Annotated in this window: 24 protein-coding genes and 1 tRNA gene; 14 read left to right on the top strand and 11 right to left on the bottom strand. The window is 68.1% G+C overall.

The genetic code is table 11. From position 1 onward, the window contains the following. Positions 1–5: 5 nt before the first annotated feature. Positions 6–1217 carry a hypothetical protein gene (locus tag ACFHYQ_RS11190; RefSeq protein WP_394301045.1) on the top strand — a complete coding sequence of 404 codons (1212 nt, stop codon included), beginning with the start codon at positions 6–8 and terminating at the stop codon, positions 1215–1217. Positions 1218–1242: 25 nt separating this feature from the next. On the opposite strand, the gene ACFHYQ_RS11195 is transcribed toward ACFHYQ_RS11190, so the two are convergent. From ACFHYQ_RS11195 to ACFHYQ_RS11215, 5 genes are read right to left on the bottom strand one after another with little or no spacing between them, the layout of a single operon-like run. Continuing rightward, positions 1243–2238, bottom strand: a complete 996-nt coding sequence (locus tag ACFHYQ_RS11195) for a LacI family DNA-binding transcriptional regulator (protein WP_394301046.1) — start codon at positions 2236–2238, stop codon at positions 1243–1245. Continuing rightward, complete coding sequence (locus ACFHYQ_RS11200) at positions 2239–3600, bottom strand: GH1 family beta-glucosidase (protein WP_394301047.1); 1362 nt, start codon at positions 3598–3600, stop codon at positions 2239–2241. Beyond that, the gene (locus ACFHYQ_RS11205; protein WP_394301048.1) at positions 3600–4433 is read right to left on the bottom strand and encodes a carbohydrate ABC transporter permease; all 834 of its coding nucleotides are present in this window, start codon (positions 4431–4433) and stop codon (positions 3600–3602) included. The genes ACFHYQ_RS11200 and ACFHYQ_RS11205 overlap by 1 nt, the downstream gene beginning before the upstream one ends. Next, a complete protein-coding gene (locus tag ACFHYQ_RS11210) occupies positions 4430–5452 on the bottom strand; it encodes a carbohydrate ABC transporter permease (RefSeq protein WP_394301049.1) in 1023 nt (340 codons plus the stop codon). The genes ACFHYQ_RS11205 and ACFHYQ_RS11210 overlap by 4 nt, the downstream gene beginning before the upstream one ends. Positions 5453–5457: 5 nt before the next feature. Next, positions 5458–6804 carry an ABC transporter substrate-binding protein gene (locus ACFHYQ_RS11215; protein ID WP_394301050.1) on the bottom strand — a complete coding sequence of 449 codons (1347 nt, stop codon included), beginning with the start codon at positions 6802–6804 and terminating at the stop codon, positions 5458–5460. A 612-nt stretch (positions 6805–7416) separates the two neighbouring features. On the opposite strand from ACFHYQ_RS11215, the gene ACFHYQ_RS11220 reads away from it, so the two are divergent. After that, positions 7417–8790 carry a glycoside hydrolase family 16 protein gene (locus ACFHYQ_RS11220; protein ID WP_394301051.1) on the top strand — a complete coding sequence of 458 codons (1374 nt, stop codon included), beginning with the start codon at positions 7417–7419 and terminating at the stop codon, positions 8788–8790. Between the two features lie 115 nt (positions 8791–8905). Here ACFHYQ_RS11220 and ACFHYQ_RS11225 read toward each other — a convergent pair whose 3' ends face one another. After that, positions 8906–9550, bottom strand: coding sequence for a hypothetical protein (locus ACFHYQ_RS11225; protein WP_394301052.1), 645 nt, complete (start codon positions 9548–9550; stop codon positions 8906–8908). Positions 9551–9798: 248 nt separating this feature from the next. Next, positions 9799–10440, bottom strand: a complete 642-nt coding sequence (locus ACFHYQ_RS11230) for a TetR/AcrR family transcriptional regulator (RefSeq protein WP_394301053.1) — start codon at positions 10438–10440, stop codon at positions 9799–9801. Between the two features lie 91 nt (positions 10441–10531). On the opposite strand from ACFHYQ_RS11230, the gene ACFHYQ_RS11235 reads away from it, so the two are divergent. Further along, a complete protein-coding gene (locus tag ACFHYQ_RS11235) occupies positions 10532–11257 on the top strand; it encodes an alpha/beta fold hydrolase (RefSeq protein WP_394301054.1) in 726 nt (241 codons plus the stop codon). Between the two features lie 95 nt (positions 11258–11352). On the opposite strand, the gene ACFHYQ_RS11240 is transcribed toward ACFHYQ_RS11235, so the two are convergent. Next, the gene (locus ACFHYQ_RS11240) at positions 11353–11745 is read right to left on the bottom strand and encodes a response regulator transcription factor (protein WP_394301055.1); all 393 of its coding nucleotides are present in this window, start codon (positions 11743–11745) and stop codon (positions 11353–11355) included. Positions 11746–11874: 129 nt separating this feature from the next. On the opposite strand from ACFHYQ_RS11240, the gene ACFHYQ_RS11245 reads away from it, so the two are divergent. Then, positions 11875–11949 (top strand) — tRNA-Arg (locus ACFHYQ_RS11245). Positions 11950–12187: 238 nt separating this feature from the next. After that, positions 12188–13039 (top strand): GIY-YIG nuclease family protein, encoded by an 852-nt coding sequence (locus ACFHYQ_RS11250; RefSeq protein ID WP_394301056.1) that lies wholly within the window; start codon positions 12188–12190, stop codon positions 13037–13039. Positions 13040–13113: 74 nt separating this feature from the next. On the opposite strand, the gene ACFHYQ_RS11255 is transcribed toward ACFHYQ_RS11250, so the two are convergent. Further along, positions 13114–13581, bottom strand: coding sequence for a restriction system modified-DNA reader domain-containing protein (locus tag ACFHYQ_RS11255; RefSeq protein ID WP_394301057.1), 468 nt, complete (start codon positions 13579–13581; stop codon positions 13114–13116). A 415-nt stretch (positions 13582–13996) separates the two neighbouring features. Here ACFHYQ_RS11255 and ACFHYQ_RS11260 point away from each other — a divergent pair, with 415 nt between their 5' ends. The 3 genes from ACFHYQ_RS11260 (at position 13997) to ACFHYQ_RS11270 (ending at position 16692) form a co-directional block, all read left to right on the top strand. After that, positions 13997–15931, top strand: a complete 1935-nt coding sequence (locus ACFHYQ_RS11260; RefSeq protein ID WP_394301058.1) for an ATP-binding protein — start codon at positions 13997–13999, stop codon at positions 15929–15931. 108 nt (positions 15932–16039) lie between these two features. Continuing rightward, positions 16040–16189 carry a hypothetical protein gene (locus tag ACFHYQ_RS11265; RefSeq protein WP_394301059.1) on the top strand — a complete coding sequence of 50 codons (150 nt, stop codon included), beginning with the start codon at positions 16040–16042 and terminating at the stop codon, positions 16187–16189. A gap of 62 nt (positions 16190–16251) precedes the next feature. Continuing rightward, positions 16252–16692: a DUF433 domain-containing protein gene (locus tag ACFHYQ_RS11270; protein ID WP_394301060.1), complete on the top strand. Its 441-nt coding sequence runs from the start codon at positions 16252–16254 to the stop codon at positions 16690–16692. A gap of 40 nt (positions 16693–16732) precedes the next feature. On the opposite strand, the gene ACFHYQ_RS11275 is transcribed toward ACFHYQ_RS11270, so the two are convergent. Both ACFHYQ_RS11275 and ACFHYQ_RS11280 read right to left on the bottom strand, forming a co-directional pair. Next, positions 16733–16939 (bottom strand): DUF397 domain-containing protein, encoded by a 207-nt coding sequence (locus tag ACFHYQ_RS11275; RefSeq protein WP_394301061.1) that lies wholly within the window; start codon positions 16937–16939, stop codon positions 16733–16735. 50 nt (positions 16940–16989) lie between these two features. Then, entirely contained in the window at positions 16990–17757 is a 768-nt protein-coding gene (locus ACFHYQ_RS11280; RefSeq protein WP_394301062.1) for a helix-turn-helix domain-containing protein, read from the bottom strand. Between the two features lie 298 nt (positions 17758–18055). On the opposite strand from ACFHYQ_RS11280, the gene ACFHYQ_RS11285 reads away from it, so the two are divergent. The 6 genes from ACFHYQ_RS11285 (at position 18056) to ACFHYQ_RS11310 (ending at position 23982) form a co-directional block, all read left to right on the top strand. Continuing rightward, positions 18056–18481 (top strand): ATP-binding protein, encoded by a 426-nt coding sequence (locus ACFHYQ_RS11285; protein WP_394301063.1) that lies wholly within the window; start codon positions 18056–18058, stop codon positions 18479–18481. Positions 18482–18738: 257 nt separating this feature from the next. Continuing rightward, positions 18739–19908: an ADP-ribosylglycohydrolase family protein gene (locus ACFHYQ_RS11290; RefSeq protein ID WP_394301064.1), complete on the top strand. Its 1170-nt coding sequence runs from the start codon at positions 18739–18741 to the stop codon at positions 19906–19908. 364 nt (positions 19909–20272) lie between these two features. After that, on the top strand, positions 20273–21106 hold the full coding sequence (locus ACFHYQ_RS11295; protein WP_394301065.1) for a siderophore ABC transporter substrate-binding protein: 834 nt from the start codon (positions 20273–20275) through the stop codon (positions 21104–21106). Further along, entirely contained in the window at positions 21103–22182 is a 1080-nt protein-coding gene (locus ACFHYQ_RS11300; protein ID WP_394301066.1) for an ABC transporter permease, read from the top strand. The genes ACFHYQ_RS11295 and ACFHYQ_RS11300 overlap by 4 nt, the downstream gene beginning before the upstream one ends. Before the next feature lies 1 nt (position 22183). Continuing rightward, positions 22184–23227, top strand: a complete 1044-nt coding sequence (locus ACFHYQ_RS11305) for an iron chelate uptake ABC transporter family permease subunit (protein ID WP_394301067.1) — start codon at positions 22184–22186, stop codon at positions 23225–23227. Continuing rightward, complete coding sequence (locus ACFHYQ_RS11310; protein WP_394301068.1) at positions 23224–23982, top strand: iron ABC transporter ATP-binding protein; 759 nt, start codon at positions 23224–23226, stop codon at positions 23980–23982. Before ACFHYQ_RS11305 ends, ACFHYQ_RS11310 begins: the two co-directional genes overlap by 4 nt. Positions 23983–24056: the final 74 nt, after the last annotated feature.

Consider the following 24056-nt stretch of genomic DNA (forward strand, 5'->3'; position numbering starts at 1 on the left):
TGAGCATGGACGGCGCCCTTTACGCCTTCGTCGAGGACTTCCGCGACGAGGGCGTGAACCAGGTCCTGGACCGCGTCACCGCGTACGGCCTGCGGGGTGTGACGGTCGCGGCGGCCTGCGAGCAGGCGAGGGACCTCACCCCGCACGGGGCGTCCCGGCTCACGCTGCGCCGGGACGGGGTGCACTTCCCGCCGGCCGAGGACGTGTTCGCCGGGCTGCGGCTCGTCCCGCCGGTCCAACCGGGGGCCGGGGACCGGCCGCTCGCCGAACTGCGCCGGGCATGCGACGAGCGGGGGCTCGAGCTGCACGGCTGGACGGTGTTCCTGCGCAACGCCGCGCTGGGCCAGGCTGATCTCGACGTCACGGTGCGCAGCTGCTTCGGTGACCGCGGTTCGCCGGCCGATCTGTGCCCGTCCCATCCCGACGTCCGGTCATACGCTGTGGCGCTGGCCCGCGCGGTGGCCCGTCAGGGGGTGGACACGGTCGTGGCCGAGGCGCTGCACTTCGGCATGTTCGCGCACGGTTGTCACCATGAACGGTGCTTCGTCGAGTTCGGGCCGATGGACGCCTTCCTGTTCGGCCTGTGCTTCTGCCACCACTGCATGCGCCGGGCGACCGATCTGGGCGTGAAGGCGGAGGTGGCCAGGGAGGAGTGCGCCAGGATCGTCGCGGGCGTGCTCGACGGCGACCCTCCCGCGGAGGGCGAGGTCACCCGGGCCGCTCTCACGGCCTATGCCGGGCCGGAGGTCGTGGCGTACGCCAGGGCGCGGTCCGAGAGCGTCACGTCGCTGGTCGCCGAGGTGTCCGCCGCCGTCACCGCCGAGGGCGCCGTGCTGACGTTCCTGGACGCCACCGGGGCCTGGAAGGGCTATGCCGACGGGCTGCCCCCGGCCGGGCTCGCCGCGCACGACGCCTGGCAGTTCGGGGTGGACCTGGTGGCCCTGGGCGACCTCGTGCCGTCATTCGCCGTCCCCGCGTACGCCAGGGACCCGCGGCGGGTGGCCGAGGACCTGGCGGCCTACCGCCGCTCGATCGGCAAGAATCCCGGGCTGCGCGCGGTGCTGCGGCCCGGCGTCCCGGACGCCGACTCGGCGGAGCAGCTGGCGGCCAAGGTCCGCGAGTCCGGGGAGGCGGGGGCCGACGCCGTCGACTTCTACGCGTACGGCCTGGCCCCCTTCAGCGCACTCGACCGCATCCCCATGGCGTTGGAAGGCTGAGCCTCTGGCGTTGGAAGGCTGAGCCTCACCCGGACTCGCGGACGACGAGTTCGGTAGGGAGGATCACGGGATCGGCCGGGCCGCCCTCGAACAGGCCGAGCAGCAGCCGGACCATCGCGGCCGCCTGCTCGACCACCGGATGCCTCATCGTGGTCAGCGGTGGCTCGGTGTAGCGGGCGGCCTCTATGTCATCGAACCCGACCACCGCGACGTCGTCCGGCACCCGCCGGCCGGCCTGGCGCAGCGTCTGCAGCACGCCGACCGCCATGAGGTCGTTGGCGACGAACACCGCGTCCAGAGCGGGATCGTCCTCCAGCAGGTGCCGCATCGCGACCGCGCCGGACTCGCGGGTGAAGTCCCCGACCGCGACGATCGAGCGGCGGTCGGCGTCACGCAGCGCGTTCCGGTAACCGGTGAGCCGGTCCTGCCCGGCGATCATGTCCTGCGGTCCGGCGATGGTGGCGACGCGGCGTCGTCCCCGGTCCAGCAGGTGCCGCGCCGCCTTCTCCGCGCCGCCCACGTTGTCGTTGTCCACGTACGGCAGGGGCACGGGCACGGCGGGCCTGCCGTACGAGACGACGGGGACGCCCATGCGGGCGATCGCGGCGGGCAGCGGGTCGGCGCCGTGCATGGAGATCAGCATGACGCCGTCGACGTGACCGCCGGCGATGTACCGCTCGATCCTCGCATGGCTCTTGGCCGACCCGGCCAGCATCAGCACGACCTGCCGGTCGGCCGCCTCAAGTTCCAGGCTGGCCGAGCGGATGACGGTCGCGAACATCGGATCTTCGGAGAAGACCCGGGTCGGCGGCTCGGACACGACCAGGGCGATCGAGCCGGTCCGCTGGGTTACCAGGCTGCGCGCCGCCGAGTTGGGGACGTATCCCAGCTCGTCGACCGCGCGCAGCACCGCCTCCCTGATCTGCGGAGTGACGGTGAGCTGACCGTTCACGACCCGGGAGACGGTCGCGCGGGACACCCCCGCCCGTGCCGCGACCGCCTCCAGCGTGGGTCGCCTCATTCATTCCCCCCGAAGCCCGTTGCGTTTGATGACTTCCCGGTACCACAGTGCGCTGTCCTTGGGGAGGCGCCGCTGGGTCGTGAAGTCGACATACACGATTCCGAACCTCTTGTGGTAGCCGTAGGCCCACTCGAAGTTGTCCAGTAGGGACCATACGAGATAACCGCGTAGGTCCACGCCGGCGGTGATCGCGGCGTGTGCGGCTCGCAGGTGCCCGTCGACGTAGTCGATCCTCTCGGGGTCGTGGACCCGTCCGTCCCTCACCTCATCGTCGAAGGCCGCGCCGTTCTCGGTGATCAGCAGCCCGACCTCCGGATAATCACGCGACAGCCGTAGGAGAAGGGACTCCAGGCCCGCCGGTTCGATGGGCCAGCCCATCGCGGTCACCGGCCCGGCCGGCGGTTCGAACCGGATGTCTTCGGTGCCGGGATAAGCAGGATTGGCCGGCTCGCCGGGCGAATGCGAGACGGTCGTGGGGCAGTAGTAGTTGACCCCGAGCAGCTCGATCGGCTGGTGGATCACGGCGAGATCGCTGTCCCTGATGTGATCGAGACCCCCGTGCCCGGCCGCGATCTCCAGGACCTCCGCCGGGTAGCGTCCGCGCAGCGCGGGGTCGAGGAACTGCCGGTTCAGCAACGCGTCGACCCGGGCGACGGCCTCCTCGTCCTTACCCAGCACCGTGCCGAGGTTGAGGGTGAGCGCCAGCTCGGCCGCGCCGGCCGAACGCAGGGCCGAGACCGCCAGGCCATGTCCGAGCAGCAGATGGTGCGCCGCCCGGAACCCCTCGGCCGGGCTGTGCCGCCCGGGCGCGTGCACCCCGGAGCAGTAGCCGAGGAACGCCGACACCCAGGGCTCGTTCAGCGTCGTCCACGTCCGCACCCGGTCGCCGAGCCGGTCGTGTACGGCCAGGGCGTAGTCGGCGAACCGGAAGGCGGTGTCCCGGTTGGTCCAGCCGCCCCGGTCCTCCAGCGCCTGCGGCAGGTCCCAGTGGTAGAGCGTTGCGTAGGGGGCGATGCCCCGGTCGAGCAGCTCGTCCACCAGCCGGTCGTAGAAGTCGAGACCGTCTGCGTTGACCGGTCCGGCCCCGGTCGGCTGGATGCGGGGCCAGGCGATCGAGAAGCGGTACGCCCCCAGGCCGAGGTCGGCCATGAGCCGGACGTCCTCGGCGTACCGGTGGTAGTGGTCGCAGGCGACGTCGCCGGTGTGTCCGTCGGTCACCTTCTCCGGGGTGTGGGAGAACGTGTCCCAGATCGACGCGCCCCGGCCGCCCTCCGCGACCGCGCCCTCGATCTGGTAGGACGCCGTCGCGGCGCCCCAGATGAAGCTCTCAGGGAAGCGGCTGAAGTCGTCAGGAAAACTCATCAACCCTTAACAGCTCCCTGCATGATTCCTCCGATGATCTGCTTTCCGAGCATGACGAAGATGAGCACGAGCGGCAAGGTCGCCACCGCCGTGCCGGTCAGGCCGAGCGTGAAGTCCCTGACGTACCCGCTGGCGAGCTGGGACAGCGCGACCTGCACCGTCGGGTTGTCCGGGGTGAGGACGACCAGCGGCCAGAAGTAGTCGTTCCAGGCGGTCATGAACGTGAGCATGCCGAGCACCGCCGCGGCCGGGCGGGCGGCCGGGATGACGACGTGCCAGAAGAGGCGCCACGCGCCGCAGCCGTCCATCCGGCCGGCCTCCAGCAGCTCGGTGGGCAGCGCGCGGCTCAGATACTGCGTCATGAAGAACACGCCGAACGCGCTGACCAGCGCGGGAACGATGACCGCGTACATCGTCCCGGTCCACTCAAGTTTGATCATGAGCATGTAGAGCGGGATGATGCCGAGTTGCGTCGGCACCATCATCGTCGCCACCGTCAGCAACAGGAGCACGTTCCGCCCGCGGAAGCGCAGCTTGGCGAAGGCGAAGCCGGCCAGCGTGGAGAAGAGCATCACCGAGAGCGTGATCGCGCCGGCCACGATGACCGAGTTGAGCAGCGCCAGCGCGAACGGCGCGGTGTCGAAGACCCGCCGCACGTTGGCGAAGAAGTTGCCGCCGGGCAGCAGCGGCGGCGGCACCTCCGCGAGCGCCGCGTTGTCGTGCGAGGCGACGATCACACTCCAGTAGATGGGGAAAGCCGAGAAGAACGCCACCGCGGTGAGCGTGAGATAGGTGAGCGGATGCCTGCGCAGTGATCTGAATGGCGATCTCAATCCAGCCCACCTCGCATGCGCCGTACGACCAGGTAGTTGAAGCCCACGACGAGGACCACGAGCAGGAACATCACCCACGCGGCCGCCGAGGCGTAGCCGAACTCGAAACTCCGGAATCCCTTCTCGTAGAGGTAGAGCGCCAGGGTCTGGAACTGCCTGTCGGTGCCGCCGGTCACTGAGGCGCCATTGCTGACCTGTGCGCCGAACAGCAGCGGCTCGGCGATGATCTGCATCGAGCCGATCGTGGTGACGATGACCGTGAAAATGATCGTCGGCCGGATCATCGGGATCGTGATCCGTCGGAGCTGCCTGGCGCCGGACGCCCCGTCGAGGGTCGCGGCCTCGTACAGCTCGCGTGGCACGGCCTGCATCGCGGCGAGGTAGATGAGCGTGTTGTAGCCCGTCCACCGCCACATGATCATCAAGGCGATCGCGACGTGTGAGCTGCCCACGTCTGCCTGCCAGTTCACCGGGTCGATCCCGAAGACGCCGAGCACCAGGTTGACCAGCCCGAACTCACGTCCGAACAGCTGACTGAAGATGACCACCACGGCGACGACGCTCGTCACGTTGGGCAGCAGCAGCGTGATCCGCCACAGCGTCTGCGCGCGCAGCGGCCGGTTCAGCAGGTGCGCGAGCACCAGCGCCAGCGCGAGCTGGGGGATCGCCGACAGCAGCCCGATGGACAGTGTGTTGAACGCCGCGTTCCAGAAGTAACCGTCGGCGAAGAGTTCCCGGTAGTTCTCCAGGCCGATGAACGGGTTCTCGCTGCTCAGCAGGTTCCAGTCGTGCAGCGAGACCCAGGCCGTGTAGATCAGCGGGAAGACGCCGAAGGCCGCGAAGAGCAGGAAGAAAGGAGAGACGAAGGTGTACGGCGTGGCCGTACGCCCCATCCGGTGGCTCAGCCGGGCGACCAGTGGCCGACGGCCGCCGCCTGCCCTGGCCGCGCGGGCCTGGGCAGGCGGTCGGCTCTCCTGTTCGACGAACGAACGGGTCGAGGAACTGCTTTCTCGGGTCATCCGGACTACTTGATGTTCTCGACGTCCTTGAGGACCTGGGCCCACGCCTCGTCGGGCTTCTGGCGGCCCTGCTCGACCCGGCCGAGGCCGTTGCCGATCGCCGTCCGCACGTCGCCCTCACGGGGGCCGAGGTGCTGGGGCTTGAGGTTCCTGACCGCGTCAGAGTAGATCTTGCCGACCGGGGCGCCGTTGAAGAAGTCCTTCGTGAAGTTCTGGATGTCCGGCTGGTCGTACAGCGCGGGGGTCGACGGGAAGTTGCCGATGGCCTTGAACACGGCGGCCTGGCTCTGCGTCGACGTCAGGAAGTCGGCCAGTTCGGCGGCCTCCTTGGGGTGCTTGCCCTGCTTCGGCACGGTGAGATGGGTGCCGCCGGCGTTGCCCGCCCCTCCGGGGACAGCGGCGATGTCCCACTTGCCGGCCGCGTTCTTGGCCTGGTCCTGGATGTAGGCGGTCATCCACGCCGGGCAGATGATCGTGGCGAAGGAGTCCTTGGCGAATCCGGTGTTCCACTCGGGCGTCCAGGCGCCGATCTTGGCGGACAGGCCGTCCTCAATCATCTGGACCGACAGGTCCCATGCCTTCTTGACGTCCGGATTGGTGCCCACGACGATGTTGTCCTGAGCGTCGTAAACGCCGACCGGCGCCTGGGCGATCATCGCACGCATGATCTCACCGGGGCTGTCGAAGAACTTGGCGTCCTTGGGCGCCGCGGCGGCGAACTTCTTGCCGGTCTCGATGTACTGCTCCCATGTGGGCCACAGGGCCGACACCTCGTCGCGCCCGGTCGGCAGCCCGGCCTTCTCGAACAGGTCGGTGCGGTAGCACATGGCCAGGCCGCCGACGTCGGTGCCGAGGCCGATGAGGGAGCCGTCGGGGGCGAGGCCCTGCTGCCACTTCCAGTCGAGGTAGTCGCTCTGCCGCTTGTCCAGCCCGAACTGCTTGAGGTCGACGAATTTATCGGGCTGCGGGGTGAATCGGCTGATGTAGCCGACCTCGATGGCCTCGACGTCCGCCGCACCCGCGCCGGTGGCCAGGTGGGTGGCGAGGTTCGTGTGATGGTCGTCGGCGGCCGCCTGGCGCTCCTCGATCTCGACGTTCGGGTGCGTCTTCTTGAACTCCTCGTACAGCGGCGTGAAGCCGAAGTCGCCGAACAGCCCCACCGTCAGCTTGATCTTCTCGGCCGATCCGTCGGAGCCGCCCGACTGGGGGGAGGTGTCACTTCCGCCGCCGCACGCTGCCGCGGCGAGGGTGAGCAGGGTGGCGGCGAGCATGGGGGCGGCGAACCGGGTTATGCGATTTATCCGGGTTATCCGGGTTCTCCGGGCTGAGGGGGAGACGCGGGGGATGCTCATGAACCCTCCTTGGGCTCCGCGTATTTATGATCTTGAGGAGAGCGCTCTCTGCACCTTTCAGAGCACAGGCTGGACTGCGGTGCGTGTGGCGTCAATACGTGGATCGGTAACGATTCTCGTTATCTGGGATTCACCTCGCACAGAGATGGGAGAGTGCTTTCTCTCCGTGGACGCAGGGCCTGGCCGGGCGCCTCCGCTCGTGGGCGGAGCCCTCGGCGGAGAGGGCCGCGACATGACCGTCGATCCGGAGAGCTGTTAGAGAGCGCTCTCACAATTTGCCCAAGTCAAGAGCTATCTGATGGGAAAGCGCTCTCGCAAACACTACTCGGACACTTGACTGAGGTCGGATGAAGGGGGAAAGTGTCGGCAGGTCGGCCCGCGGCCGCGGCGAGCGGGCCGTACCCCCAAACCCCCCACCCCCATTCCACCTGCCCTCGACGTATCTCCGTGCGAGGAGATCCGCACATGGAGGCCAGGGAGAAGAGGCAGTCAATGCACGAGTCCCAACCCCCCGCGTCACCCCCCGCATCCCATCCCCCCGCATCCCATCCCCCCGCGCTGTCCTCGGCGCTGCCGCGAGACGCGCGACCGCGATGGCTCCGCCGGCCGCTCGTGGCCCTGCTCATCGCCGTCGCGGCGGTCGTCGCGGTCGCCGTACGGCCGGCTGTCGCGGCGGTCCCGGCCACCCCATCGGGCTGGTCGCTGGTCTGGGCGGACGACTTCAACGGTTCGGCCGGATCGCTGCCGTCGTCCACCAACTGGATCATCGACACCGGTCACGCCTATCCCGGCGGTCCGGCCAACTGGGGCACCGGGGAGATCCAGAACTACACGGCCGATCCCGCCAACGTCAGCCTGGACGGCAACGGCAACCTTCGCATCACCCCGATCAGGAGCGGGCAGAACTGGACCTCCGCCCGCGTCGAGACCCGCCGCGCCGACTTCAAGCCGGCCCCGGGCCGCACCCTGCGGATCGAGGGCCGCATCCAGATGCCGAACGTGACCGGCGAGGCCGCCCTCGGCTACTGGCCGGCCTTCTGGGCGCTCGGCTCGCCCTACCGGGGCAACTACTGGAACTGGCCCGGCATCGGCGAGCTCGACATCATGGAGAACGTCAACGGCCTCAACACGGTGTGGAGCACCCTCCACTGCGGCGTCACCCCCGGCGGACCGTGCGACGAGACCAACGGTCGCGGCGCCAGCCGGGCCTGCCCGGGGTCGACCTGCCAGTCGGCCTTCCACACCTACCGGTTCGAGTGGGACACCGGCGTCACGCCGAACCAGCTTCGGTGGTACGTGGACGGCCAGCAGTTCTTCAGCGTCAGCCAGAACCAGTTCGACGCCACGACCTGGTCCAACATGACGTCACACGCCGGGTACTTCCTCCTGCTGAACGTCGCGATCGGCGGTGCCTTCCCCAATGGTGTGGCCGGCCGCTCCACCCCGTCCTCGGCCACCGTCTCCGGGCGGCCCATGCTCGTCGACTACGTCGCGGTATGGCAGAGCGGCGGCTCCGGCGGTCCCTCGTCGCCCAGCCCGTCGCCCACCTCGCCACCGCCCGGCGGTGGCGGCGTCGACGCCCGCTCCACCATTCAGGCCGAGAACTACCAGGCCCAGAGCGGAACCTCGGTGGAGGCGACCAGCGACACCGGCGGCGGGCAGAACGTCGGCTACATAGCCAACGGGGACTGGCTCCGCTATGACCGGATCGACTTCGGCTCGACCCCGGCCACGCAGTTCAAGGCAAGGGTGGCGTCGGGTGCGCCGAGCGGTGTGAGCGGTCTCATCCAGGTCCGGCTCGACAGCCTGACGGCCGCGCCGATCGGCAGCTTCGCGGTCGCCGACACGGGCGGCTGGCAGAGCTGGCGCACCGTGCCGGCGAACATCTCCGCCGTGACCGGCACGCATACCGTCTACCTCACGTTCAGCAGCGGCCAGCCCGCCGACTTCGTCAACGTCAACTGGTTCACGTTCTCGACGTCCTAGACACCAGGGAGCGCATGGCCGGTTCCGGCACGGCAGGCATCGCCGTACCGGAACCGGTCCTTGTCGCCCTCTCTGGCCGCCCTCTCTGGCCGCGCTGTCTGGCCGCCGGGCCTCGTCAGTCGGTCGGCTCGACCGTCTCCGGCCCCGCGGTCTCCGGTCCGGCGGTCTCCCCCGGAGTTCCACCAGGCGAGTACGGCGCGGGCACGCTTTCGGACGGCGCCGGCGCTCCCGGGCCGGTGGGCGCGGGCGGAGCCGAGCCTCCTGGACCTCCTGGACCTCCTGGACCTCCCGCGCCGTGTCCGGGCCACTGCGGCCGGGTCAGATCCATAATCATGAACGCGGTCGGCCGCTGGCCCTGGGCGGAACCGATCACCCAGACCTTGTCGCCGCTCCTGATCCCGGACATGCCCTCGGGTCCGGCGCAGACCCGGGTCGAGCCGTTGACGGCGTACGTGCGCGCACTGCCGTCATCCCCTTTCACAGAGATGGAGTTCTCCCCGGCCGAGGTGACGACCCCGGTCTGGGTGGTGAAGGTCTGGTACCCGCCGTTCGGCGCCGTCGCGCTGGCTCCGGGAGAGGGCTGAACTCCCGGTGGCTGGGCCGCGAGATGGACGCTCGCCGAGTTGCCGGCGGCGGCCACACCCGCTCCGGTGGCGATCACCGCAGCCGTGGCGACGCCGAGGATGAGCCGGCGCCCCGGGCTGCGCCGGGCGGGCCCCCGTGGCGGAAACTCGGGCGGGCGGATTTCGGAATCAGTCATCGGACGCTCCCTCCACCTCCACTCGTCGCCGTACGGGGGGTGCGAGGACATGGCGCCACCTGGCATGCGGATGATGGCATACGGAAGCGATGGCACGGCACGGCATGACGCGACGTGGTGGCCGGTGTGACTGGACTGTGCTTATGGGCCTCTACTTTGACCCCTGCTGACCACGGCCGGATGTGATGAGAACGCGCGAGCGTGCGGCGGAAGACATACGCCGACGCGCGATCCGGCCGGGGGGATTCTCACCGGTCAGCCGCTGCTCGGCCGCCGCGCTGAGACGGTCGGCGTGCCGGTGAATCCCCTGGCCGCCCTACCCCCTTCAGTACCACGCTCACCGCTCTTTCCGTAAAGTCCTCGTCGAGCGGCAGTCCGCGGAAGACCACCCGCAGCCAGACCGCCCCGGCGAGCAGATCCATGATCAACATCGGGTCGGTCGTCGCGTCGATCTCGCCGCGGGCGACGGCCCGCTCGAAGATCGCCAGCTCTCTGGTGAGCCGGTCGGCGAAGAAATCCTTGGCGGCGGCGGCGAGCTCCGGACTGTTCGCCGCCGCGCCGAGCGCGGCCACGGCGATGTCCGACGCGGGTGGCGTGGTGAGGAGCGCCGCGAGGCCGTCGGTCAGCGCCTTGAGATCGTCGTGGAGGCTTCCGGTGTCGGGCATCTCGATGTCGAGGCCCGGTGACTCGATCAGCGCCGCGCCGAGCACGGCGGCCTTGGAGGGCCACCAGCGGTAGATCGTGGTCTTGTTGACGCCGGATCGCTCGGCCACGCCCTCGATGGTCAGGCCCTCATAGCCCTTCTCTGTGAGGAGCTCGAGCGTGGCGTCCAGGATCTCGCGCCGCTTTCTCGGCCCCGGCGCCTTTCTCGGCTCCGCTCTCGGTTCCATGGGACGAACCTAGTGTTCGCAACGCATCGTTGCGTTGTGTTCTACTCAAGAGTCAACGCAACGAGGCGTTGCTTCAGCGGAAGGTGACGCCATGCTGCCGATCGTCTTCATCCACGGGACCCGCGTCAGCGGCACGATGTGGTCTCCGGTGCGGGCCCGTCTGGACAGGCCGTCGGCCGCGCCTGATCTGCCCGGTCATGGCACCCGGCGCGGCCTGCCGTTCGACATGGGCGCCGCATGCGAAGTCGTCGCCGACTCGATCGCGGAGTTGGGCGGACGGGCGCTCGTCGTCGGACACTCGCTCGGCGGGTACGTCGGCATCGCCACCGCCGCGCGGCATCCCGAGCTCGTGGCCGGGCTCATCGCGATGGGGTGTACGGCACGGCCGAGCGGACTCGCCGTCGGCGCCTTCCGGCTGGCCGGCCGCCTCGCCGTACGCCATCCCGCGCTGGCCGACCGTGCGAGCCGGTACGGCTTCCGCCGCGCGTTGCCCGGGCCCGTGGCGGAGGCGTTCGTCGAGGGCGGCATGTCCTGCGAGGTCGTGCCGTCGGTGATCGACGCCGTCGCCTCCGGCGACCCGATCGCGGCGCTGTCCGCCTATCCGGGCCGGGTCTGGTTGCTGAACGGCTCCCGCGATCACTTCCGCGTCGACGAGCGGAGATTTCTCGCGGCGTGCCGTGACGGAAGCCTCACACATCTGCCCCGGCGGGATCACATCACCATGCTCGCCGACCCGGGCCAGGTGGCTCGTTTCGTGGAGAACGCGGCTGAAAACGTGGCTGAGGACGCGGCACGGGCCGTACCGGTCAGAGCCTGACGCGGGCGGAGCCGGCCAGCAGGATGCCCTTGGGGGTCAGCACGGTGACGAGGACGTCGTGGACCAAACCTGGACCAATCCTGGACCGACCCGGATCAGGCGGCGGGTGTGTTCCGGGTGGCGAGGTCGCGGACGATCTGGATGAGCTCCGCGGGGTCGAAGGGTTTCGTCAGATAGGCGTCGACGCCGATGCCGAGCCCGCGCCGCCGGTCGTCCTCCTGCGCACGCGCCGTGATCAGCACGACCTTGATATGGCTGGTGCCCCGGTCGGTGCGCAGCCGGGTGGCCGTCTCCCAGCCGTCCATGCGCGGCATCATCACGTCGAGTGTGATCACATCGGGGTCGACCTCGCGTACGCGGTCCAGGCAGTTCTGCCCGTCGTACGCGGTCTCGACCTTGAACCCCTCCAACGTCAGATTGACCGCGATGAGCTGCCGGATGACCTCGTCGTCATCCACGACCAGCACTCGCCCGATAAGCTCGCCCACAGCCGCAAAGCTAACTCGCGAAAAGGGTTCACGTGTTGGTTTTGGGGATCTCGATGCGAAGCCGTCGGCCCGGCCGCTCAACGATGTGACGAGGCACCGCTGAGAACTGGTAGCCTTATCACCGGTCAGGCCCCCTTAGCTCAGGGGATAGAGCACCGGCCTCCGGAGCCGGGTGCGCAGGTTCGAATCCTGCAGGGGGCACCAGATCAAGACCATCTCACACACTGTGTGAGATGGTCTTTTTCATGTCATAAACGCTGTCGTGATCTCGCGTGACCTGCTTGCGGACGCGCTTTTCGGGCTTGTCGTGTCAGCGGCCTCTTCCCTCCGGACGGGGCCCTTTTCTAGAATCCAGGCTGGTCTCTGGTCGGCTTGCCGCGCGGATTTGTCGGTCCTGCCTGGCACCATGGGGCCGTTCGCAACCGCGCCACCAGGAGGCGGCTTGTCCAAGCACACGGTCGGGTTCGTCTATGTTCTGAGCAACGAGGCGATGCCGGGGATCGTCAAGGTCGGGATGACCACAGACCTCGCTGAGGGCCGCGCGAGGCGGTTCCACAGCGCGGATGTCCCGCTCCCGTTCGATGTCGAATTCCGCGCCCTGACGTCCCATCCGCGTGCGGTCGAGAAGTACGTTCATGAGTTTCTGGAGCCCTTCCGGGTCACTCCGGATCGGGAGTTCTTCGAGATCTCCCCGGACATGGCGATCGACACGGTCAGGGATGCCCTGCTGGAAGCCGCCGGCATCGACGCGTGGGACGCGGACGAGCCGCATTACGTCAGGAGCGGAGACCGGATCGCCCTGACCGCGTCGGCCGGCGACCTCTTCGTCGTCCTGGCGCTCCCGGCCCCCACGTCGAGCAGGGTCGAGCCGATCGACTTCTGGCAGGCCCACAGCGACGGCGACCTGCTGGAGTTGATGGGCACCCGGGACGCCGGGGCCGTCGCCGGGTCCTGCGACGGCGATCTGGACGCCGTCGTCGATCCCGTTCCCTGCCTCGAACGGGACGGCAGGGCGCCGGACGGAGCCGTCAACGGGCAAGAGCGCTTGGTGCCCGGCGACCGCCTGCTCTGGCTCACTCCGCTGGCCGACGGCCAGGTCTGCAAAATCGCTCTGTTCGAGATGCGGGACCACTGCCAGGTGGTCAGCCGGACCTGGGATGGGAAGCCCGGTCCCGGCGGCCATCCGCTCCTGCTGAACACGCCGACCTATGACGAGCTGTCGCCGGGTGCGGTTCGCGCGACTCAACTGGTGATGCGCATGCCGCCTCCCCGGTCATGGTCGCCCCGATCATAGGCTCTGTTCGGAGTGGACCGGGAGCATGCGGCCGACAGCGCGCAGGACCCGGCGGACGAGCTATCACGAACCGCCTACTTGAGCAGGCTCTCTCGGAGGGCTTTGAGGCTTCTCCGGTCGGAGGCCCGGTGCCAGGCGGCCCAGCCGTCGGTGTCCTGGCCCGAGATCGCTTTACAAGCGGGTGAGGGCTTCTCGAAGACCTGCCCGTTGTCGAGACGGAGGCAACCCCCGGGGAGCACCGTCGCGAAGTGGACCTGACCGAGCCGGGGCCTGCGCCACTCAAGGCGCTCCCCGGCCCGGAGCAGTCCCTTGGCGATGAGGTGCCTGAGCACCCCTTCCCGCTTGTTCTCCAGCCCTTCATCGATCCCGGTCATGCCGGCGGTCTCAGGCGTGCCGTCGGTCCCGAAGGCCTTGCCCAGGTCGCCCTCGACGAGCAGCCGCCGTAGAACGGCGTTCGGTGTGGTCTCGACCCAGGGCTTGGCCATCGCATGAAGCACCTTCAGGACATCGTCGTCCAGGTAAACATTGGGCTCCTCGGTCATTACGGCCTCCCGCCTCGTAGGTCATCTGGTTCGGACCGTACATTCCAAGTGTGAACGAACACAAGTACTTAGAGCTTTGGGAGGACTTTGTAGCTTTGATCTTTGGCTCTAGTGGATGGCTCGCGCAGGAGGGCATCCGCACCGCCTGACAAGCTCTGATCCTTCAGCCAGGGCCTACGTCGCGATCTGGACGGGCACCTGGATCTGGTTGGCGATCGGGGTGTAGATGTCCGTCGGGACCCCGGTGGACAGGGAGACCAGCAGGGCGTACCTCACGGGGACGTCCACCCGAGCACGGCGGTTGTTCTGCTTCCACCGCGTAGCCGCTCCAGAGGTCCGGAGTGGGGTGCATGGAGCCGGGCGCGTTCTGCCGATCTTTCGCATGGTGCTGCATGTCGTCTGGGATAGTGACCGGGTGAGTACCGTTCACATCGAGGCCAAACCTGATCATCTGCTTCGCCTCGCCCGGCAGAAGGATCCGGTGGGTGCGGTCGTGGAGATGATCTGCAATGCCCTGGACGCGGAGGCGAGCCTCGTCATCGTCGATTTGGAGATCAACGAACTGGGCGGCGTCGAGTCGGTCAGCATCACCGACGACGGCCATGGGATGCCTAACGCGTCCTGTAAGAGCTACTTCGGCGGCCTGGGCGGGTCGTGGAAGACGGCAACCAAGGTCTCCCCGCATCTCAAGCGCGGTCTGCACGGGCGGAGCGGGCAGGGCAGGCTACGTGCGTTCGCGCTGGGCGGGCAGGTCCGGTGGGTCACGGTCGCGGAGGTGGCCGGCGGGCGGGTTGAGCGTACGGTCATCAGCGGAGCCGTCGACCGCCCTACGGATTTCGACATCTCCGAACCGGAGTCCGTTCATCTCCCGCGTGGGACACGTGTGGAGGCGTCCGTCCCTGGGGACTTCGTGAGCCGCCTCACCCAGGAAGACACGGCCCAGCAACTCGCTTCGACGTTCGCGCCGTTCCTGGCGGCCAATCTCGATGTGCGGATCGTCTACCAGGGCACGCCTCTCGATCCCGCCACCGTTTGGACCGACATGGCCGAATACCCGCTGCCGTGGCCGGATTCGGATGGATATGCCGCGCCGCTGCTGCGCGTCATCGAATGGCCGAAGGATGTCGGTCGTGTGCTGGCTCTCTGCGATACCAACGGCATCGTCCTGGACGAGCCCTCACCAGGCATCCAGGCGCCCGGCTATCACTTCACCGCCTACCTGCTCTGGGACGGCTTTATTGAACGGCGGGATGATCTGCGGCTTGCGGAGATGGACGAACTCGGTCCTCTCCTTGAACTCGCACGGGAAACGCTCCGTGCCCACTTCAGAAGGCGTGACCAGGAGCGCCGAGTGCGGCTGATCCTGGAGTGGAAGGCCGAGGGGGTCTATCCCTACGCAGGGGAGCCCGCCGAGCCCGCGCAGGCGGTCGAGCGGGAGATGTTCGACGAGGTGGCGACCAGGATCGCCCGTCGGCTGCCGGGTGGGACGCAGAGCAAGAAGACCACTCTGCGGCTTCTCCGAGAGGTCATCTCCCATGATCCCGGCGGCCTTTATCCCGTGCTGGACGAGCTCTTCCGGCTGCCTCAGTCGGAGCAGGAGGAGCTCAAGCGCATCCTCCAGCGGACCAGCCTCTCCGAAGTGATCAAGGCGACGGGTCAGGTCACCGACCGGCTCGACTTTCTCGCCGTGCTCAAGACGCTCGTCTTCGAGCCGGAGGTCAGCAGGACGGTCAGAGAGCGGAGCGAGCTCCACAAGATCCTGGAGTGTGAGACGTGGATCTTCGGTGACGCGTATGCGCTGATGGTCAGCGACCAGAGCCTCGACGCGGTGCTGAGGCGGCATCTCAAGGAGTTGGGCCGTGAGCCTGAGAACGGTCAGCTCAATCCGGTGCGCCGCGAAGACGGCAGGAAAGGCATTGTCGACCTCATGCTGGGGAGGGCGCATCGGGGGAGCTTCGGTCGGGAGCATCTGGTGGTCGAGCTCAAAGCGCCCAAGGTCAAGATCGGCCAGGTGGAGGTCGCGCAGATCAAGAGTTACGCGGAGGCGATCGTCAGCGATCCGCAATTCCGCGACGCCCGTGTTTCCTGGGATTTCTGGATCGTCTCCACCGAGATGTCAGAGGTTGTCAGACGGGACGCCAGTGCGCCGAACCGCCCGCCAGGCTGCATCGCTGAGTGGGAGGGCGGGGTGCGCATCTGGGCGCGGACCTGGAGCGAGATCATCGACGACTGTGAGGACCGCCTCCACTTCTACCGAGACCGGCTGAACCATGACCCGGTCGCCGAGCACGCCGTGGAATACCTCCAGCGCGTCCACGGAGACGTCGCACCGGCGACTGCCACTGCGTGACATCGCATCGGACGGGGAGTGAGCACTGGGAAGAGTGCGAACGTCGAGGAGATCTTTGCGGTGATAGCCGGATAGTGGCCCGTGTTCGGGCGTGGAGGAGGTGAAGCGATGTCCTACAGCCCGAAGCTGGCCGCGGCGCTGTCGGGTGCCACGCTTCGCCAGCTCGCCCACTGGCGCAAGGCCGATTCGGGCCGTGGAGCCGTGTTGGTTCCCGAGATCTCCGCTGCCCGTCCCGTCCTGACTCATTCCGGGACGTGATGGCGTTGCGAACCTGCGTCAAGCTGCGCAATGACGCTTCGCTACAGAAGATCAGAAGGGCGTTGGACACACTCCGCGACGACCTGGGAGAGCGTGACAATCTCTCGGCGTATCGCCTGGTGGCTGACAACAGCGCCATCTACCTGGCAGCGCCCGATCTGGTTCGCAGTAAGGCCAACGTCGTCATCCACGAGATGGTGGACGTCCTGCAGCCCTTCTACCGTGACGGACGCCATATCCCTGACCTACTGCGACCACGTGATCATGTGACGGTCGATCCGGCGGTCCGGGGCGGGACCCCGGTGATAGAGGGGACGCGGGTGCCCTATGACGAGGTCGCCGCGCTTCTCCGAGACGGTGTTCCCGCTGATCGGATCCCTGTCTACTACCCGAGCGTAACGGCGACGGCCGCGCTGGATGCCGAGGATTTCGCCGACTACGTCGACAGCTACGACTCCCCCAGAGTGGATCTGCCCAAGTTCTGGATCTCCTCTATGGGCTGAGCCGCAATCCGAGTTCAGCGAGCCAGGGTGGAGAGGGAAATCAAGCTGGGTAGTCGAACTGGCCGGTCTTGACGCCGCCGATGAAGGCTCGCCACTCGGCGGGGGTGAAGAGCAGCTTGGGGCCGTCCGGGTCCTTGCTGTCCCGGACGGCGACCACCCCGGGCAGGTTGGCGGCCACCTCCACACACTGACCGCCGTTGTCTGAAGAACGCGATGACTTCCGCCACACGGCGGCGCTCAGGTCCATTCGCGTCTCACTTCCTCGATCATTCGGAGGGATATGCGCTCAGGATAGGCCTACAGCCGTATCGCCTCATAGTGCTTCCAGATAGCGGATACGAGATCACAGTCGGTAGTGATATGTCCCTGTGTGGGGGAGTCCGCATGGACGACGTCCGGCTCTCCGTTCGCAAACTCGGCGATCATGAAGGCTCCTGCCAGGCCCGCCACACATTCCGAGTCGACGACCTGGACGGAGACGGTAGGCCGGTGCGCGCTCTCCAGCAGGTGGCCGAGTTGCTTACGCATCAACTCGGAGTCACCGATTTGGCGGCGTAACACACCCTCGTCAATGAGGACCAAGCACATAGGAGGATTTTCCCGGTCGAGGATTCGCTGCCGTTGCATACGGGCTTCGACACGTTGCTCCACCTCGTCGCATGTGATTTGGGGCCCTCGGCTGAAGAGATGCCGGGCGTATGCCTCGGTCTGGAGGAGGCCGGGGATCAGGAGGGGGTCCCAGGAGCGGAGGATGCGGGCGGTGGGTTCGATCTCCTCGACCCAGCTGCGGAACCAGACCGGGCCGCCGGGCGGGGCGGCGATGCGTTGGAAGAGCCGGGTGAAGGAGACGCCGTCGGGGGTGCCGAAGAGCCGGTCCAGCCGTTCGGCGTCGGACTTCGACGGGGTCCGGGTGGCCTTTTCCAAGCGGCTCACCTGGGTCTGGGTGCAGCCGAGGCGGGCGGCCACCGCGGCCTGTGAGAGCTGCGCGGCCTCCCGCAGCCGGCGTAGCTCGGCGCCGAAGCGCACCCTGGGGGATCCGGGATCGAGAGACGGCATAACATCCATCGTGTTTCCTCCCGAATTAGACAAATTTGCTTGTTATCCGGTCGGTCATTCCGTACCTAGCCCGGAACAAGCCCAGAGCAGACCAGAGGCTGTCATGACCTGCACTGTTCCGGGCTGCTGAACCACTCGTCGACCCGATATCGGAAAGGCATTCTAGGCACGGATCTTCCGTTCCGGACAGTGCGGAGAAAAGTAGAGTGTCAACCTTTTCTGGCGGCTCGGATAATTCTGGCGACCCGGCTGATCGGCCGCAGGCGAACGTGGCGGAGCTACTCCGCGTCCCGGTGCGTGCTCCGGAATGTCCGGGGCCGTGCCGGCCGTGCCGTACGGCATCTGGCGGCGAGAGTTCCCCGGGGTCGAGAGGTCCGTCTCCGCGGCCCGGGAGTGGGCGCGCGGCCTGCTGGGAGAGCGGGTCGCGGCCCCGGTCCTCGACGACGTGGTGCTGCTGCTGAGCGAGGTGGTCACCAACGCGGTCGCGCATTCGGAATCGGGACGTGCGGAGGACGGACGGGTGACGGTACGGATGGCCTGCGACGCCGGAGGCGTTCACGTGGAGGTGCGCGACGGCGGATCGGCCACCAGCACACCGGCGGTGCGTGTGCCGGACGCCGCCGACGACGGCGGGCGCGGCCTCTGGCTGGTGGATCTGCTCGCCACCGCGTGGGGCGCGCGCCAGGACGGGACCGGCGGATCGGTCTGGTTCCGGGTGGCCGGGCGCGTATGACCGGACTGCGGAATGTCGGGAACTGCTGTGGCGGCCGTACGACGTAAGACGCCCGCGGTGCCGCTGGAGGAGTCGCTGCGGCAGGTCGACATGCCGGACAAGCATGGCTTGAGGCGGACGCCGGCGGCACCACGGAGAGACGAAGGGACATGCGTGGCGGCTGGTCGGACTGGTCGTTTCGGCGAGAAAACGATGTAACGGGCAACGGTGGCGGTGATATGTCTTCCCTATATCCATGATCCCGAGAGGAGCCCTCGGTGGCGGACCGTTCTCCCGAAGACTTTTTGACGTACGGCAGCCGGGTCAGGGGCTGCGTTCTGGGCGGAGCGATCGGGGACGCCCTCGGCGCGCCGATCGAGTTCTCCTCGCTGGGCGGGATCCGTGACAGGTACGGCCCGGCCGGCATCACCGGCCTCGTCCCTGACGGAAGCGGCAGGATCGGGCTGATCACCGATGACACGCAGATGACGCTCTTCACCATGGAGGGCCTCCTGCGGGCGGATGTCCGTCTCGCCCAGCGCGGCGTCTGCCACGTGCCCTCCGTGATCCGCTCCGCGTACCTGCGGTGGCTGGACACCCAGCAGTACGACGTCCCGCCGGCCCGTGACGATCGGCACGTCTTCCGTACAGGCGGCCTGCGCGAGCAGCGATGGCTGTACGCCCGCCGCGCACCGGGGAACGCCTGTCTGTCGGGCCTGCACGCCCAGGGTGGCCAGGCGACCGGCGAGGCGGGCCGCGCGCCACAGCTGGGTGTTCCCGGGCCGGTCAACCCGGGTTCCAAGGGTTGCGGCACGGTGATGCGCTCGGCGCCGTTCGGGCTGGTCGGAGGCTCCCCGCGTGAGGCCTTCGAGACGGCGGCGGAATGCGCGCAGCTCACCCATGGCCACCCCACCGGTTACCTCGCCGCGGGCGCCCTGGCCGTACTGATCCATTCCCTGGTCCAGGGTGCCTCGATCCGCCGGGCCGTGACCGACGCCATGAAGGTTCTCGGCGACTACCCCGCGCACGAGGAGACGACTGAGGCGCTGCGCGCCGCGGTCGCCCTCGCCGACGACGGTGACCCCACTCCGGAGAAGGTGGAGACCCTCGGCGGGGCCTGGGTCGCGGAGGAGGCGCTCGCCATCGCGGTCTACTGCGCTCTTGTGGACCACCCCGGGGCGCTGGCGGACCAGCCCGGGCCCGAGCCGCTGCGGCGGGCGCTGCTCCTCGCGGTCAACCACTCAGGCGACAGCGACTCCACGGGCGCCATCTGCGGCAACATCATCGGCGCGCGGTACGGAGATCTCGCGCTGCCCGGCGAATGGCTGGTCGAGGTGGAAGGACGTGCCCCCATCACCGGACTCGCCGACGACTTCGCCGTGCAGATGACCCAGGGACGGGCGGCCTGCCGCTCCGAAAGCCGGCTCGCCAGATATCCCGGCGACTGAGTTCGGCCGGGACCTGGGATACGAGGGAGAGCCGGTCGCCTGACCCTGGCAGGCCGTACGGCACACCGCTGGGGTGGCGGTGAGAGCGCGCATGCCCGGAGGGATGTGCGGTAGATCACCTTTGTCGGGACTTGATCAGAGAGTCTATTTAGGTAAACCTAACTTAGGTAAGGCTTAGTTTTGCTCTCGATCGGTATCTGCGACAGAGGTTCCTGTGCACTGCGATTCCCTCCGGCACCGGCTGCTCGGTGCTCTCGTCATTCCCGCACTGTTCGTCCTGGCCGCCTGCGGCAGTACGACCGCCCCAGGTTCCGGTGACTCCGCCGCGTCGTCCACGTCAACGTCATCCGCGTCGGCGGAGCCGGTGACCGTGACCCATGCGCAGGGGACCACCACGATCCCCGCGACGCCGAGCAAGGTGGTGGTGTTCGACATCGGTGTGCTGGTCACGCTGGACGAGCTCGGCGTGCCCGTCGCCGGGGTCCCGCAGCTCGACACCCTGCCCGACTCCCTGGCGAAGTACCGCTCCGATGACTACGCCAAGGTGGGGTCGCTCTTTGAGCCGGATTACGAGAAGGTGGCCGCGCTCGACCCCGACCTGGTCATCGTGGCCGGCCGCTCCTCGGCCGCCTATCCCGAACTCAGCAAGATCGCCCGTACGGTGGACCTGACGGTCGACAACGGGAACTTCCTGTCGAGCTTCCGGCAGCGCACCGAGGCGCTGGGCGCGATCTTCGGTAAGCGGGATCAGATCAAGCAGCGGCTCGACGCGCTCGACACCGTGGCGGCCGACGTCGCGGCCAAGGCACCCGCGAAGGGCACCGGCCTGGTCGTGCTGACCACCGGCGGCAAAATGAGCGCCTACGGCCCCGGCTCCCGCTTCGGCATCGTCTACGACCCCCTCGGTGTGCGGCCCGCGGTGGACGACCTGTCCACGGACACCCATGGAAACGCCATCTCGGCCGAGTTCCTCGCCAAGGCCGACCCCGATCTCCTCTATGTCATCGACCGTGACGCGGCCATCGGGGAGAGCGGCAAGGCGGCCGAGCAGATCCTGGACAACGAGCTGATCAAGCAGACGAAGGCGGCGAAGCACAACAAGATCGTTTATCTGGACGGTTTCGTCTGGTACGTCGCCCCGACCGGCCTGAGCTCGGTGGAGGCGATGGTCAAGGCGATCGGCGACAGCGTCTCGTGAACGATCTCCTCCGGCTGCGGCAGGAGGCGGCGGGCTCGCCCACGGACTCCGAGGGCGAGCCCCCGGCTCGGGACAGGTCTCCGGTTCAGGATGGGGTCCCGGCCCGGGGACGGGTTCGGCTCTGGCATCTGGTGGCCGGAGGGGCTCTGCTGGTCCTGTCGGCCTTCGGGTCGCTGTTCGTCGGCGTCGCCGACGTCACCCCCTGGGGGCTGCTGTACGCCGACTCGGCCGAGGTGCTGGTGTTCCTCGAATCCCGGGTGCCCCGGCTGTCGGCGATCCTGCTCGCCGGCACGGGGATGAGCGTGGCCGGCCTGGTGATGATGCACATCACCCGGAACCGCTTCGTCTCGCCCTCCACCGCCGGCACGACGGAGTCGGCGAGTCTGGGCGTGTTGGTGGCCACCGTTTTCGCCGGCTCCGAGGCCGTCTTCGTCAAGATGGGCATCGCCGTGGTCTTCGCGTTGGCCGGGACGTTCCTCTTCCTGGCGTTCCTGCGCCGGCTGACCTTCGGCGACATGCTCCTGGTCCCCCTCGTGGGCATCATGTTCGGCGCCGTCATCGGCTCCGTCACCACGTTCTTCGCCTACCGGGCCGACCTGCTGCAGACCCTCGCCGCCTGGACCGGCGGGGACTTCTCGGGAGTGCTGCGCGGCCGCTACGAGCTGCTGTGGCTGGCCGGCGCGGTGACCCTGCTCGGCTACCTCTACGCGGATCGCTTCACCGTGGCCGGGATGGGCCGGAGCTTCGCGATCAACCTCGGTGTCGCCTACGACCGGGTCGTCAACGCCGGCCTCGTCCTGGTCGCCGTGATCACCGCCGTGGTCGTCGTCACCGTCGGGGACATCCCCTTCCTGGGGTTGATCGTGCCCAACCTGGTGACGATCGTGCTCGGCGACAACCTGCGGCGCGTGCTGCCCGTCACCGCCCTGACCGGGGCGTTCTTCGTGCTCGTCTGCGATGTGATCGGGCGTCTCATCCGGTTTCCGTACGAGATCCCGGTCGCGACCGTGGTGGGGGTCCTCGGTGCGGGCGTGTTCCTGGCCCTGGTGCTGAAGAACCGGAACAGGACGGTTTGAGATGACGACGACGAAGACGGTTCAGGTGACGGCGAACCCACGCACTCCGGTTTCGGCTCCGGCTTCCGCCTCGGGTGAGGCGTTCCGGGCCGTACGGCGCCGCGAGCGCCGTACTCTCGCGGTGCTGGTCGTGGTGGCGCTCGCCGTCCTGGTGGGCTTCTGCACCATCGGGTTGGTCGGCAACTGGGAGTACGCCCTCGGCATCCGGCTGCGCAAGGTCGCCACGATGATCGTGGTCGGCTATGCCGTCGCCTGCTCCAGTGTGATCTTCCAGACGGTCACCGGCAACCGCATCCTGACCCCGGGCATCATGGGGTTCGACGCGATGTTCGTGCTGATCCAGACGCTGATCGTGTTCTTCTTCAGCGGGCTGGCGCTCACCACCACCGATCCCCGGCTGCTGTTCGCCTGCCAGGTGGTGATCATGGTGATGTTCGCGAGCGCCCTGTACCGCTGGCTGTTCGGCCGCCGCGGCCGGGACCTCTACGTCCTGGTCCTGGCGGGCGTCATCTTCGGCACGCTGTTCTCCAGCCTGTCCTCCCTGGCCTCGAGGCTGATCAACCCCAACGACTTCGTCGTGCTGCAGGACACCCTGTTCGCGAGCTTCAACCAGGTGCACCCCGGTCTGTTGCTGCTGTCCACCGTCCTGGTGCTGGCGATGACGGCCTGGGCGGCCCGCCTGTTCGCCCGGCTCGACGTGGTCGCCCTCGGACGTGACCACGCGGTCGGCCTCGGCGTCGACCACTCCGCCGTGGTGAACCAGGCCCTCGTCATGATCGCCGTCCTGGTGTCGGTGTCCACCGCGCTGGTCGGCCCGATCACGTTCCTGGGGCTGCTCGTGGCCAACCTCGCCCGGCAGCTCACCGGCGCCTTCCGGCACCGGGTCCTGGTCCCGGCGGCCGGCCTCATCTCGGTGATCGTCCTCGTGGGCGGCCAGCTCATCCTGGAGCGGGTGTTCTCCCTGAACACCGCGCTCAGCGTGATCGTCAATTTCCTCGGCGGTGTCTACTTCATCGCCCTGCTCGTCCGGGAGTCACGACGGTGATCCAGATCAACCACGTCACCAAGCGGTACGGCGACGCCGTCGTCGTCGACGACGTCTGCCTGTCGATCCCGAAGGGCGGCGTGACCTCCGTCATCGGGGCGAACGGCGCGGGGAAGTCGACGCTGCTGTCCGTCATCAGCCGGCTTCTGCCGGCCGACAGCGGCTCGGTCATCGTGGACGGCATGGACGTGGCCACCACCCCGAGCGAGCGGCTGGCCCGCCGGCTGGCCGTACTACGCCAGGAGAACCACATGAGCGTACGGCTCACCGTGCGCGAACTGGTGGCCTTCGGCCGCTTCCCGCACTCGGGAGGCCGGCTGACCTCTCATGACCTGGCCCTGGTGGACGAGGCCATCGGCTACTTCGAACTGACCGACCTGGCCCACCGCCACCTCGACCAGCTCTCCGGCGGGCAGCGCCAGCGCGCCCATGTGGCCATGGTGCTCTGCCAGGACACCGACTACGTGCTGCTGGACGAGCCGCTGAACAACCTGGACATGCGGCACTCGGTGCAGATGATGCGCCGGCTGCGCCGCATGTCCGACGAGTTCGCCAAGACCGTGGTCCTGGTCGTGCACGACATCAACTTCGCATCCTGTCACTCCGACACCATCATCGCGATGAAGAACGGGAAGGTGATCGCCCAGGGGGACACCGCCACGATGATGTCCCCGGAGGTGCTACGCGAGGTCTACGACCTGGACATCGACGTCCACGAAGTGGGCGGTCAACGCATCGGCGTCTACTTCTCCTGATGACGCGCTGAGCGGCTTCGCCGGTCCCCGGTCAGAGAGCCCCGGTCAGAGGTCCCGATCCGCGGCGTGTCACG

This window comes from Sphaerimonospora cavernae (genome assembly GCF_042435035.1).
GTDB classification, from domain to species: domain Bacteria; phylum Actinomycetota; class Actinomycetes; order Streptosporangiales; family Streptosporangiaceae; genus Sphaerimonospora; species Sphaerimonospora cavernae.